The organism is Myroides pelagicus (genome assembly GCF_009711055.1).
Taxonomy (GTDB): Bacteria; Bacteroidota; Bacteroidia; order Flavobacteriales; family Flavobacteriaceae; genus Flavobacterium; species Flavobacterium pelagicum.
Window position 1 is genome coordinate 33630 of the sequence record NZ_WMJY01000003.1, and the last position, 14410, is coordinate 48039.

The following is a 14410-nucleotide window of genomic DNA, read 5'->3' on the forward strand; positions in this document are numbered from 1 at the left end:
TCTAAACATTAAAAAGGTGTATCTATCTTACTAGTACACCCTTTACTTTTTTTTAAGAATTAATACATTCTAGCATATCTTTCAAAATATTCACATTCGTTGATCACTTCCTTGTAGAATTTGGTATTATTATACTTTTCCTTCAGGACCTTGAATCCTTTCCACTTCTTGAACATTACATCATTATACCAAGCCCCCATATAATAATCTGAGTTATGGTACTTCTCTACATAGAATTCATTTCTTTCCAATTTAGCAGAGAAATAAGCCAACTTCGCTTTCTGTTCATCAGTTGTTGCTGCAGAATTTGCAATGTCATAATACTTTTTTGCAAGCTTCATACTCAGTAGCAATGGTTTATTTACGCTCAAAATTGAATTACCTCCATACTCATTTAAAATACTATTCGTATAGAAAACTCTAGCATTTCCAAAATGAGTTGTATTATAAAATGCATTCCCTATAAGTAACGCATTATTATAAATGTCCTCACCACGCTCAACTTTATCCTTCATCTCTTTCATCTTCTCAAGGAAAGAAAGCTTTGTATATTTAACGGATTGCTTTGCTGTATGATCACAATCATTACAATCTTTTATCTTACCATTAAAAGGATTCCCTAATAAAATCGAAGACTGATATGAACCATTCCCTTCGTAAGTTGATCCCTTTACAGGAACAGCCTTCTTCATTTCTTCTATAGCAGCATCCAAGTCATCTTGATAAAACAAATATATTGAACGACTTTCGTAAATATCACTTAAATTATATTTATAATCATTGACGAAAAGTTGTTCAAAGGCGCTTCTATCTGTTTTTTTAAGATAAGCTTCCATCTGATTAGAAAGCTTTAAGTCACTATAGAATGAAGGACCCTCTGATTGAACAATCTCAGCCATAATAGGATTATAATTCTCTAAATAAATAGTAGAAATAAAACGTTTTACCCAATTGGAAGCATAGTCAAATCTAAAAGGATCATCATATGAATGCTTATTTGATTTCGCAAACAGCCAAGTCAAATCCGCTAATAACTCGGCCTCAATCTTTGCATTTACATCTTTTACCTGAGATACTTTATTAATAATTTCAAAAAGACGGATTTGATCCTTCAATAACTTATTACTAGCCGTTGCCAAGCCATTCGCTTCCTCCAAATAAATACTTGCCTGTCCATAATCACCTTGAAAAATATCGATATAAGCAACTGCTAGTTTCCACATCACTGGATTATGTAATCGCTTATTATCTGAACTAACACTCTTGATCCAAGCATAAACCTCTTGATCAATATTCGTTTTTATTTCTTCATAATAGGCTTCCTTTGAACTAAACCTACTTTCAGAAGGTATGTTAAGCTTTTGCTCTAGTTTATTTACCCATCTTGTCAATAAATAATCTAAATGAGGGCTACCTGGATCTAGAGCATAGATTGCTTTCATACTTTTGAATTCATCCAAATAAAAACCATTCATTGCCCAAACAGCACACTTCACCCCAACATCACTAGTAACACTTAAGACTTTTTCTATATTTTCTTCATCCATAGGTCTAAAGTTATATGTGGAAACTTGACGCAATTGAGGCGCTTTATCATAAGCTTCAGCATACAAAGCATTTGCCATTATATAATTACCCCTTTGATAGTAAGCTCCTGCTACGTAACTAAGACCTCTATAATAAAGAATATTTCGCTCTAGCTTCGAAGACGTTTCTTCGAAATAACTAATTACTGAATGACGATTATTAGAATAGAACTTAGCTTTCAACACTTGAAACCACATACGACTATAAAAGAATTTATCCTTACTCGTCGTCTTTAAGTATTCGTTTTCTGCTAATTGCACCAAACTATCAGGTACAAGAGAACTAATATGATCCTCATAACTCCAATAATTAAAGGAACTCGTAGTATAAGGTTCTATCTTTTTAGCTAAATCAAGAAACTGAACAAACTTTTTAACTTTAGGATTATTTAGTTTTAACGGAAAATCTGCCGATCTATCCTCTACAACATTAGTTGTCGTATAAGAGGCATTTACATGCTGATCTACTTTATTCAATAAATAATAATTCAATGCTTGTTCTGACACACTATTTCCTAAATACACCTTCCATTCTTCAATAACCGTCTGATCAAACATATCATTATTAGAGATATAGCTATTATTATAAAAGCGCTCGTATGGAGCAAAAAACATAGGTTTATAAGACTTATCTACAAATGCCTCAGGTGTGAAAGACGATGTACTAGCATAACTCCAATAGTCATCTGCGCAGGCATAACCATAAGCTCCTAACCCTATAACTACAGAAATACTACTGACATATAGTAAGTTCTTCAAATACTTCATTTTCATATGATTCAATATTTTTTGAATTCAAATCGTATAATATTATTTCTTCAGGACAAGAACCAGATGATTCTATTAAGTCCTCTTTCATCTCTATCAATTGCTGCGCTGTCACTTGTTCTACTTTTACTTGATCACCTTGCTTAAAATACTGACCAAAGTATTCCCCTTCCTTAGCAACTAAGTAACGATTCTCCTCTATCAATTTAAAAGATTCGTTTCGATTAATATCTTCTTTGCGAACTCTACTGATTAGACGTACTACATGCCCTTCTCTTATATGAATTAACCATGAGTAAATTGGTAGTGCATAATTTAAAGGCAACGAATAGTCTTTTAAATAAGAAATATACTGTCTCGCTATTTTCCTATCATATATCGAATTTAAACTATCCGCTGCAATACTCCCCATATTATAATACATCAAAACACCATTATCTACCTTAGGAATTCCCGTCTTATCAGCATATTTCACCTGATGCAAACGTATTGTTGCAGAAACTTTCCATGGTTGATTCTTTTTAATTTCCTCAACAAAGGCAAAGAAACGCTCCTTCGTAGACAAACTCCAATCACAATCAAATTGGACTTCACTTATCTTAAGGTTCTGCTTAATATTTATTTGTATGATAAAATCCGCAACTTGACTCGCTAATTTTTTCGGATGTACAAATGAATCAAGAAACACTTCATTTTTAATAAAAACAACAGGAACCAAAGCCATTGTACTATCAACTCTTTCCTTAAACATTATTGGACTTAGCGGGACAGCCGCATGATTTTTCAATACAACATCAAAATAACGCATATACATCTTATCAATAGATAAATCCTGAAGTGATTTACGCTCTACACTATCTAAAGCATAAGAGGTACGCCAATAATAATAAGACAGTTTCAACTGCTGATTTTTATTATGATCAGTACAACCTAATACGACAAAAATGACTATAAGCAGTGATAAATATTTCATATTACAAATGTAATAACTTGTACCTATTAGAAACACAAAAGCACCTCTAAAAAGGTGCTTTTGTGTATATAGTCTCTATATCTTATTTTACAATTGTCATCTCATCTATTAAATGTTTTGCTCCAGCAAACTTATCGATGATAAATAATACATAACGTATGTCAACATTTATTGTTCGTTGTAATTCTGGATCATAAATAACATCTCCTGCCATAGCTTCAATATTTCCATCAAATGCCAATCCAATCAATTCTCCTTTAGCATTAAGTACTGGAGATCCAGAGTTTCCTCCTGTAATATCGTGATTAGTCAAAAAGTTTACTGGTAAGTGACCTTCTTTATCCGCGTAAGGACCAAAGTCTCTAGCCTCATACAAATCAATTAACTTTTGAGGGTTTTCAAACTCTTCATCGCCTGGAATATGTTTCGCAACTGTTCCTTTTAATGTAGTATACCAGTTCTCTTTCGCATCATTTACTTTCTCTCCTCTTGGTAATCCTTTAACAGTTCCATACGTCAAACGTAAAGTTGAGTTTGCATCAGGGTAATACTTCTTATCTGGATTACTCTTTTGAAGACCATCTACTAATAACCTAAATGCTTTTTGGTATTTATCTTCTAATTTGGCTAATTCCTCAGTTTTATACCTTGCTTTCTCCATTAAAGCTAAAGACAACTTAAACAATGGATCTCTAGAAATTACTGTCCCTTTTGGATTATCTAAAAACGCTTTGAAAGATTCAATATTGGCAAATATACTCTTATCAAAAGCTTCATTTACAAATTTATCAAAATCCCCCTTATACTCTTTAGCAATTTGTGCAACATAAGGTGCTATCTCATACCCTTCAGATTTATTCGCATACAAATTCAATTGCTGAGCAAGCATTTCTTTCTCTAATGCTTCATATTTTCCATTATATAAACCATTAGCAAATTCTTCAAACTCTCCACGCATAGAATCTCTTACAGATTTTTTAGCTAAGATATATTTTTCTGCTCCTCCTGATAACCTATATGGTATAGAAGACATTGCAGAAGTGCGCATCATTGTCATTAAATAATTATCGTGACGTGCTTTTTCATTTGTCGCAGCGTACCACGCATTAATATCACTGATCACTTGCCCATATTTAGCTTTATTCTCAGACCTATTAGCCCAAACATTAAATGCTTCTTCATTGATTGTCTTAGCCTGAACAGTTTGATGTTGTGTCAAAGCATCAATCATCCCTTGTCTATTCTTCCAATAATTAGCTACACCAGCGTATTTTGAAGCGTAATTTAAACGAACTTCATCACTTGCAGACATGTATTTTTTCATTACATCCATACCAAGCTTAGATCCTTCAACCCATGCAGGATAAGCATATTTTATATTTTGCTCTACTCCTTGTGCAGGCATCCATCTATTTGTACGCCCAGGATAACCTAAAATCATAGAAAAATCTCCTTCGCTAATTCCAGCCATAGAAACTGGCAAATAGTGCTTCGGTTTCATTGGAACATTATCAGGAGAATATGGTGCTGGATTTCCGTCTTTATCTGTATATACTCTAAAAATAGAGAAATCTCCTGTATGACGAGGCCATTCCCAGTTATCAGTGTCTCCACCATACTTACCAATGCTATTAGGTGGTGTACCTACTAGACGTACATCTGTATAATCCTGATATACGAAATAGTAATATTCATTTCCTTGAAAAAATGAACGAACAGATACTGTATATTTACCACCTTCATTATTCTCTTTTTGAATTTTAGCTATTTCTTTATTTATTACTTTTTCACGGTCCAATTCAGACATAGCGTCATTTACTACTCCTAGAATTCTATCCGTAACATTGTCCATACGTACAAAGAAACGAACTGATAAGCCATCTGCTTCACGCTCTGTTTTTTGATTTGAAGCCCAAAATCCATTTGTTAGAATATCGTCTTCAGGTGTAGATAACTTTGCAATTTTATCATACCCACAGTGGTGATTGGTTAAAACTAAACCTTGGTTTGAGATTATCTCTGCTGTACAACCTCCATCGAATTGAACGATAGCATCTTTCAATGAATGGTTATTAATGCTATAAATCTCTTCAGCAGTCAATTGCAATCCCATCTTCTCCATATCGCGTTGATTTAAACGCTCTAAAAACATTAGGAACCACATTCCTTCGTCTGCTTTTACCTTAAAAGGCATAGCAAATAACAAAGCTGATAAGAATAATACTATTTTTTTCATAATTATTATAGAATGTTAGTTTGCGAAGATAAATTTTATTCAACAATTTCCTTCACATTTAAATTAAATAATTTTAAATAAACACAGAACGATAACTTATTATTCTTCTTTGCATCGATTATTAGGAATATTATTGTTGTTATCATAACGATCCTGAAGCTCATCTACAATTGACTTATCCCAAAGCTTTATTCCTGTTATATAAGCTGTGCGCGCAATAAGAAAAGCTGCTACTGGTGAAGTAATAAATAGGAAAAAGATAATAGCAATCACTTTGGTCGTTGTTGAAAATTCTGAAAAATGAATTGCCGCCGCTGCCAAAATACAACCAATACCCAAGGTTGCTGCTTTTATCGTAATCGATAAACGCGTATAAAAATCAGGCATACGTACTATACCAATAGACGCTATCAAAATAAATATCGCCCCTAACGTGCTTAATACCATAATTAATATATCAGTCATCTCTATTTCTTTTTTCTAAGTAAAACGAAAATGCTACTGTGCCTAAAAAAGCAATTAATGCCAAAATAATGGCTACATCTAAAAACAAGGCGCTATCAGCTATTAAACTAAACAAGCCAATTACTCCTACACCTACCGTAATAAGCAAATCTAAAGCTACTACTCGATCCGCTACAGATGGCCCTTTTAAGAATCTTATGAATATAAAGATCAAAGAAAGACTTATGATAGGCATTATCACATAAAATAAATAATCATCAACTGTCATCGCAATAACTCTAATAATTTAGTTTCTGTTCGGTCTTTTAAATTGCGTATAAACTTCTGCTTATTGCGCAAATACATTGTATGTATATATAAATAACTTTTATCATCTGCTATATCCATCACCATAGTACCTGGTGTTAAAGCAATAATATTCGTTAACATTGTAATCTCAAAATCTGTCTTTGCATCTAATGGATATTTAATTATCCCTGGTGTTGTATTATAGTTAGGCGTGATCACATCTTTTGCTACGCGTAGATTAGCCTCCATCATATCATAAAAAAAGTACATTGTAAAAACTAATGCCTTTGGTACTCGATAAAAATACTGCTTCTCCTTCAAGTTAGAATGTCGCGTCAACATCCACAAAATGAAAAAACCTGCTAAATAACCAAACAAAAAATTTGAGTAATTTAATTGACCTGTCAATGCAACCCAAACGAACGTCAATAATAGATTTAATAAAAAGTATTTCAACATATGCTATTACTTTAAATGGTTCATTACTGAATCAATATAAATCTGAGGATTCTTTAACTCATAGGCAACTCGTTCAGAAATCTCAAAAATAAAAGACGCCTTAAATCCTATAAATAAAGATACTACTGCTAAAGCAACAATAGGTAACACTAGTGCTATTTTACCTCTTTTATGAAAATTGCAAAAGTGATCTATTTCTTCACTATTTGGTTTAGGTAAATCTTTCCAAAAAATCTCCGACCAAATTCGCGCTACTATAAATAAAGTGATAAAGCTAGCAAAAATTAAGGTTCCTAACAATACGTAACTGCCTTGAGCAAATGCTTCTTGAAACAACATAATCTTCGGCCAAAAACCAGATAACGGTGGAATACCCGCTAATGAAAACAATATAATTGCAAAAACTATACTCAACTTTGGGTAATCTTTATAGAATCCTCCTAAACGATAAATATCTTGTGTTTCCCTAATTTTATTTATGATACCACTCATCATAAACAAATTACTTTTAATGATAACATCGTGGATTAAATAGAAAATAACACCTACAAGAGCTAGCTCTGTATACAAACCAATCCCTGCTATTAAATACCCTATATGACATACTATAAAATAAGATAAAATACGTCGTAAATTTCTCTTATTAATCACTCCTAATGCTCCGCTAATCATCGTCAAAACTGCAATTGCTACAAATACTCCTTGAATGAAGTCATCTGGTGTAAAAACTACCGTAAATATGCGTAACATGGAATAAACTCCCATCTTCGTTAATAATCCACCAAACACTGCACCAATAGCTGATGGTGGTGTATGATATGATGATGGCAACCAAAAATACATTGGAAATACTGCTGATTTAATTCCAAAGCCTACAAAAAATAGTAATGCAGTTACTGTTACCAAACCTCTGTTTTCAACAGCTGCCACGTGCTCTGGTAAATCAGCGATATTTAAACTTCCCGTAATACCATACAAAATTCCTATAGCCGTAAGAAATATAGACGAGGCAAGCATATTCATCGTTACATACTTCACTGCTCCTTCCATCTGTCGCTTCTTCCCACCTAAGGTTAATAAAACAAATGATGAAATAATAACAACTTCAAACCACACATAGAGATTAAAAATATCGCCGGTCAAAAAAGCACCGTTTAGCCCCATAATTAAAAAGTGAAAGATCACAAAATAACCATAGCGAATGCGACTTGTATTAATAGCTTCTGTAGAATAAATTCCTACACACAAAGATACCAAAGCGGTAAGCATAACCATTGTTGCACTTAACATGTCACTGACAAAAGTGATTCCAAATGGAGCTTCCCAGCCTCCTACTTGGAGCGTCATATTGCCATTTTGCCATACAGATATCGATAATTGCAAGCTTACTAAAAAAGCAATACTGTTCCCTATAATACTAATCGTCTTCTGTGCGCGGATTTTCTTCCAAAAAAACATTAATACTATTGCCGTAAGCATATGTACTAAAATAGGCGCTAATATAAAGTTCGAAATCATATATCTAAATCTTGCACGTTAAGTGAATCTAAGTCATCTGTCCCTGTTGTTGCGTGTACTTTCTTCAAAAGAATAATAGCAAATGCGGTTAGTCCAAAACTAATGACAATCGCGGTTAATATTAATGCCTGTGGTACTGGATCGGCATAAACGTCCGTAAATTGACTCTCTTCTCCATCGATAATTGGAGCTTTTCCCTTTGAAAGCTCTCCCATCAAAAAAATCAAAATATTAGCTCCATTACCTAACATCATAAATCCTAATAGTAGCTTGACCATACTTCGTCTTAGGATCAAATAAATCCCTGCTGAATACAATATCCCTACCAAGAAAACTAAAAGTAACTCCATAATTTATTGTACAGTTTCTGAAATAGTAAATAAAATCGTTAATACAACTCCGATAACCACTAGATAAACACCTATATCAAAAAATAAGGCTGTTCCTACTGACCCTATTACCGCTACTGAATCAGCAAACCATACCCCTGTCAAAAACGACTCTCCTAACAGTACTGGTAAAAAGCTACTGACAAATGATATGACTAATCCTATAGGGATTAACATTAAAGGAGGTATCGAAAATAATCGTAACGTGCGTTTTGTATTATAAGCAAACGAATGCAAAACAAAAGCAATCGAAGCGATCAGTCCTCCTACAAATCCACCTCCAGAAAGATAATGTCCTCTCAATAAAACAAAAAGAGAAAACATCAGTAATAAAGGAAGTAAATAATTAGTTGCCGTACGCAAAATTGTGGCATCTAACTTCCTTTTCCTATTTCTCGAGCTCTTCATCATCTTTATATTTTAACATACTAAATACTCCCATTGCAGCGATTGATAATACAATTGTTTCTATCAACGTGTCAAATCCTCTAAAATCAACCAAAATAACATTGACTACATTTTTTCCTTTTGCCAACACATAAGCATTATCTGCATAGAATCGACTAATGTCTTTGTCCGCTGGTGATACTAAAGCTTGTAAAGTTATAATTGCAATCAATGTCCCAAATGATATCGAAATTATAGCATCGCGTATCTGTAATTTTCTATCGCTAAACCTCAAAAAAGGTGGCAGTTTAAACAATACCAAGACAAACAAAACTGTAGTCAAAGTATCTATAGCAAACTGAGTCATTCCTAAATCTGGCGCTCCGTAAAAAACAAATATTAAACAAATACAATAACCTACTACGCCTGTTGCTGCTATGGCACTAAGTCGAGAAGATGTATTAATCGCAAATATCACAGCTATTACCGCAATCAAAAAAACAACCAACTCATATACACGAAAAGCCGAAAGACCTGTAGTATTTACTCGTAAAGGAACGTCAGAAAACAACTTATACCCAACCAACCCTATAAAGAAAACGATGATAACAGCTAAATATGAACGTAGGTAACTACTGTGAAACATAAATGTATAACGATAGGCAAATTGTCTAAATTTCTCTACAAAAAAGCTAATAATAACTTTTGGTGACAATTGATTGAACCGATCCATCACTGCTAGTGAATTATTCCATTTACTAAATATAACATAAACTACCGTTCCTAACACTATTGAACACCCACTTAACAAGAGGCTTGTATTTATTCCATGCCATATTTTCAAAGGCAATTCTACTACTGCACCATATAATGCTGAGAACGTTGATAAGATCAATTCATTATATATAAATAAAGGAAAAACACCAAATACAATGGTCAAAAGGCTTAGCACAATTGTCGGTACCAACAAATACAAATCTGGACGGTGATAAATGCGCTTTAACTTATCAAATGAACCGAAAAAAGGCTTAATTCCTATCAAAAATCCAGATGCAGTCAAAAAAACATTAGTAAACAACAATGCCCCCGTCAAAACATAAGCATAAACTTGATTAGTCAATAATAACCCCGTTTCATAAATCAACTCTTTACCTATAAATCCAAAGGTAAATGGAATACCTGCACATGAAAGTGCGGCTACCATAACTACAATAGAAAGTATTGGAAACTGATGTCTCAATCCCCTTATAGTACTAATATCTCTTGAATGTAAGGCATGATCAACTATCCCTGTCACTAAGAAAAATGTAGCTTTATACAATGCATGTGCTACAATAAATACAGCAACTGCATACATAGCTGTTTTCGTTCCAATTCCCAACAAAAACATCAATACTCCTAATGCAGAAATTGTAGAATAGGCTAATATACCTTTCATATCTTTTCTAAACACACTGTGAAAAGCACCAAAAACCATAGTAGCTCCACCAACCAAAAGTAAAGTATTATTCCAGTAAACCTCTCCTCCTAAGATTGGCGTAAAGCGTGCTATCAAAAACACACCTGCCTTAACCATAGTCGCTGAATGCAAATATGCCGATACGGGGGTTGGTGCCTTCATCGCCCCAGGTAGCCAAAAATGAAAAGGAAACTGCGCTGACTTCGTAAAAGCTGCAATAAAAAGAAAGGAAATTAAAAGAATATAATACGGACTTTCTTTCAATAAATCGCTCTGCGATAATAACTCACTTATTGAATATGTACCCGTTATAGATCCTACTATAATCGCAAATGACAAGAGAAAGAACCCTCCGAAACCAGTGATCGAGAATGCCCACATTGCACTCTTCCTTGACTCTTCTTCTTCGTTATTAAATCCTATCAAAAAGAAAGAACTAATACTCGTTAATTCCCAAAAAACAAATAGTGTAATTAAATTGTCAGAAGTAACAACCCCTAACATTGCTCCCATGAATAAAGTAAGGTAGCATAAAAATCGGTGCAAAAGAGGATGTCCTCTTAAATATGAAATTGCATACAAATATACCAATGTACCAATACCCGATATCAATAATCCAAAAAGAACAGATAGACCATCAAACTTAAAGTCTAAACTTATACCCAATGAAGGGACCCAATCCGAAGTATAAACAAGTGATGTTACTCCATCTTTTATCTTTGTCAGATAAATTAAGAAGTAAACAAATATCGAGAATGGTAATAGGGATATTAATGCTACAAATTTTGTTTGTACAAAGTCCTTCAACAAAAGGATTGCAAACGCAAGTACAAAAGTGAGAAAAATTAATGTTAGCATATAGGTTTTAATTCTCTAATTACTTATTTCCTGAACAGGAGTAAATATATATAAAAAAATCAAAAACTAAACCAAAAGTTAGTATTAACCAACAATTAACGTTAATTTTTTCTCACTTCTACTTACAAATAAGAATAAAATTTATATTCTTAATTCTTTATTTTTTATTCAACATTTCCCAAAGTTTATCTTTCAATTCCGTAAGCCCTTGGTGCGCTACAGCTGATATAAACATATATGGTACTCCGTCTAATTCTGTATCTAATTGCTCTTTTAACTCAGTTTTCAATTCATCGTCTAACATATCACATTTCGTAATAGCTAAAAGACGATCTTTATCCAACATCTCAGGATTATATCTTCTCAACTCATCAACTAAGATATCGTACTCTTTCTTGATATCATCTGCATCAGCAGGCACCATAAACAGCAGTGTAGAGTTACGTTCAATATGTCTTAGAAAGTAATGTCCTAACCCTTTTCCTTCCGCAGCGCCTTCGATAATTCCAGGAATATCTGCTATTACAAATGATTTAAAATCTCTATAAGCTACAATTCCTAAATTAGGCTTAAGCGTTGTAAATGGATAATCAGCAATCTTTGGTTTAGCTGAAGTCAATACAGACAACAATGTTGATTTACCTGCGTTAGGAAACCCTACTAGTCCTACATCTGCAAGTACTTTCAACTCCAAAATAACATCCAGTTCCATACCTGACAAACCAGGCTGTGCATAACGTGGTGTCTGATTTGTCGATGATCTAAAGTGCCAGTTTCCTAAACCTCCTTTACCTCCTTGAGCAACAACACGACTTTCACCGTGCTCTGTAATCTCAAATAAAACCTCTCCTGTTTCTTTGTCTTTTACAACCGTTCCTAACGGCACTTCAATAATTCTATCCTCTCCATCTGCACCTGTACTTCTAGAACTACCTCCATCCCCTCCATGCCCAGCTTTAATATGACGCATAAATTTCAAATGGAATAAAGTCCACAGTCCTTCATTCCCTACAATATAAACGTGTCCTCCTCGACCACCATCTCCTCCATCTGGTCCACCTTTTTCTATAAATTTTTCGCGGTGCAAGTGCGTAGAACCTCTACCTCCTTTTCCAGAAGCTACATATATTTTTACGTAATCGACAAAATTCCCTTCAGTCATCTTTCTTTAATTATTTCTTCTTATTGCAATAGGCAATAAATCTAAGCTGCAAAATTAGTCTTTTTTCAGATACAAACTGTATGCTTATACTAAGGTATCTATAACTTTGCTAAGACGCTCTGTTACTTCCTCTATTGTTCCAATTCCATCTACTGAAGAATACATTTTCTTATTTTCATAAAACGCTATAAGTGGAGCTGTTTTCTCATTGTATTCTTTATAGCGATTGCGAATCTTAGCTTCATTTTGGTCGTCTGCTCTACCACTTGTTTTTCCTCTTTCTAAGATACGCGCTACTAATATTTCATCATTTGCATCTAACCCAATAGTTCCTGCAAAAGAAATTCCTTTTTCTTTTAATAGCTCTTCCAATGCCTCAGCTTGCTTGATTGTTCTTGGAAATCCATCAAATAAAAAACCTGCTTTATCCATATTTTTAGCAACTTCCTCCGCCAACATATTGATTGTTATTGAATCTGGCACTAATTCACCTTTGTCAATAAATACTTTTGCTTCATTACCTAAATCCGTTCCGTTCTTTAAATTATAACGGAAAACATCTCCAGTTGAAATATGAGTTAAATTATACTTTTCTTTAAGGAACTCAGCCTGCGTACCTTTTCCAGCACCTGGCTTTCCAAATAAAACGATTGCAATCATTATTCTATATTTATACTGTTAGTCAATTATTCTTTAATCTGGTATATCTCTGGTATATTTCTTCCAAACTTATCATAGTCCATACCATACCCTACAATAAATTTGTTTTCTATTTCAAAAGCTACATAATCTAAAGGTATATCTTTAGTATATGCTTCTGGCTTCAAACATAAGGTGCAAATTTTCACCTGTTTAGGACGCTGTTGATCAAACAAATGTTTCAAAGCAACTAACGTATTACCTGTATCCACAATATCCTCAATAATTATCACTGTACGATCCGTTACATCAATATCCAAACCAATAAGTTGATTTACTTGATTTGTAGACTGTGTCCCGATATAAGACGCCATTTTTACAAAACTCATTTCACAGTCTCCATCATAATGCTTCACTAAATCACTAAACACCATAAAAGAACCATTCAATACACCTATGAATAAAGGCACTTCTCCATTCAAGTCAGCTTTTATCTGTGCTGCTATTTCTTTTAATCGTGTTTGGATTCGTTCGGCTGATATAAAAGGCACGAATGTCTTATCTAATACTTGTATTTCCATTGTGTTGTTTATTGATAATTTGCAAATATACAAAAAGAAAAAACCTATATAAGTTTATTAACAAAGGAATTACACAAACACATTAATAAACAAAGTATTCCTTCTTAAATTTAGCAATCTTATCTATAAAAGACCAGAATATTAATCAAAATAGACAAATAAAAAACGTAGCGTTTCACAACGCTACGCCTAAAACAAACTAATTCAATCTAACTCTAAAACCAAAGTAGAGTTTTATCGTTGAGATTATTTTTATTACTATTTCTAGTAATCTATCTTTAGAAACGTACTTCTATTTTTATTCCTTTCTCACAAATATAAGTTAATTTTTTTAACTAAAAAATACTTTTTTAATAAATCATTATAATTAAAAAATAAACACCTTTTAATAAAATGCTAACAAAAAACACAATTAATCACACTTTAACTCCAAAATCAAACTAATTATAATATTCACTTAAATTAAAAGGATAATTCACAAAGAAAATATTCTCCTTATAATCTCTTTCATCACACTTTAATTTGCTTAAAACTAAATCTTTCAGATGAACAATAATGTCTCGTTAAATCAACCATTGAAAATCAATTGATTACTCATAAAGATTGAAGACTAAACCTTAATTATTCATTTTATATAATTTT

General features: G+C 33.2%; 13 protein-coding genes. All 13 read right to left on the minus strand.

Annotated elements, in window-relative coordinates; genetic code table 11:
- Positions 1-59: 59 nt before the first annotated feature.
- A complete protein-coding gene (locus GJV77_RS02235) occupies positions 60-2360 on the minus strand; it encodes a hypothetical protein (RefSeq protein ID WP_155034731.1) in 2301 nt (766 codons plus the stop codon).
- Positions 2320-3327: a hypothetical protein gene (locus tag GJV77_RS02240; RefSeq protein WP_155034732.1), complete on the minus strand. Its 1008-nt coding sequence runs from the start codon at positions 3325-3327 to the stop codon at positions 2320-2322. Before GJV77_RS02240 ends, GJV77_RS02235 begins: the two co-directional genes overlap by 41 nt.
- An 82-nt stretch (positions 3328-3409) precedes the next feature.
- Entirely contained in the window at positions 3410-5563 is a 2154-nt protein-coding gene (locus GJV77_RS02245; RefSeq protein WP_155034733.1) for a S46 family peptidase, read from the minus strand.
- A 99-nt stretch (positions 5564-5662) separates the two neighbouring features.
- Positions 5663-6028, minus strand: coding sequence for a monovalent cation/H(+) antiporter subunit G (gene mnhG / locus GJV77_RS02250; RefSeq protein ID WP_155034734.1), 366 nt, complete (start codon positions 6026-6028; stop codon positions 5663-5665).
- Positions 6021-6296, minus strand: a complete 276-nt coding sequence (locus tag GJV77_RS02255; RefSeq protein WP_155034735.1) for a cation:proton antiporter — start codon at positions 6294-6296, stop codon at positions 6021-6023. Before GJV77_RS02255 ends, mnhG begins: the two co-directional genes overlap by 8 nt.
- Complete coding sequence (locus tag GJV77_RS02260) at positions 6293-6775, minus strand: Na+/H+ antiporter subunit E (RefSeq protein ID WP_155034736.1); 483 nt, start codon at positions 6773-6775, stop codon at positions 6293-6295. The genes GJV77_RS02255 and GJV77_RS02260 overlap by 4 nt, the downstream gene beginning before the upstream one ends.
- Before the next feature lie 6 nt (positions 6776-6781).
- Positions 6782-8293: a proton-conducting transporter transmembrane domain-containing protein gene (locus GJV77_RS02265; protein WP_155034737.1), complete on the minus strand. Its 1512-nt coding sequence runs from the start codon at positions 8291-8293 to the stop codon at positions 6782-6784.
- Positions 8290-8643 carry a Na+/H+ antiporter subunit C gene (locus GJV77_RS02270; RefSeq protein ID WP_155034738.1) on the minus strand — a complete coding sequence of 118 codons (354 nt, stop codon included), beginning with the start codon at positions 8641-8643 and terminating at the stop codon, positions 8290-8292. Before GJV77_RS02270 ends, GJV77_RS02265 begins: the two co-directional genes overlap by 4 nt.
- A gap of 3 nt (positions 8644-8646) precedes the next feature.
- Positions 8647-9093, minus strand: coding sequence for a Na+/H+ antiporter subunit B (locus GJV77_RS02275; protein WP_377086640.1), 447 nt, complete (start codon positions 9091-9093; stop codon positions 8647-8649).
- The gene (gene mbhE / locus GJV77_RS02280) at positions 9071-11386 is read right to left on the minus strand and encodes a hydrogen gas-evolving membrane-bound hydrogenase subunit E (protein WP_155034739.1); all 2316 of its coding nucleotides are present in this window, start codon (positions 11384-11386) and stop codon (positions 9071-9073) included. Before mbhE ends, GJV77_RS02275 begins: the two co-directional genes overlap by 23 nt.
- A gap of 157 nt (positions 11387-11543) precedes the next feature.
- Positions 11544-12548: a GTPase ObgE gene (obgE, locus tag GJV77_RS02285; RefSeq protein WP_155034740.1), complete on the minus strand. Its 1005-nt coding sequence runs from the start codon at positions 12546-12548 to the stop codon at positions 11544-11546.
- Between the two features lie 84 nt (positions 12549-12632).
- The gene (locus GJV77_RS02290) at positions 12633-13208 is read right to left on the minus strand and encodes an adenylate kinase (RefSeq protein ID WP_155034741.1); all 576 of its coding nucleotides are present in this window, start codon (positions 13206-13208) and stop codon (positions 12633-12635) included.
- 26 nt (positions 13209-13234) lie between these two features.
- A complete protein-coding gene (hpt, locus tag GJV77_RS02295; protein ID WP_155034742.1) occupies positions 13235-13768 on the minus strand; it encodes a hypoxanthine phosphoribosyltransferase in 534 nt (177 codons plus the stop codon).
- Between the last annotated feature and the right edge of the window lie 642 nt (positions 13769-14410).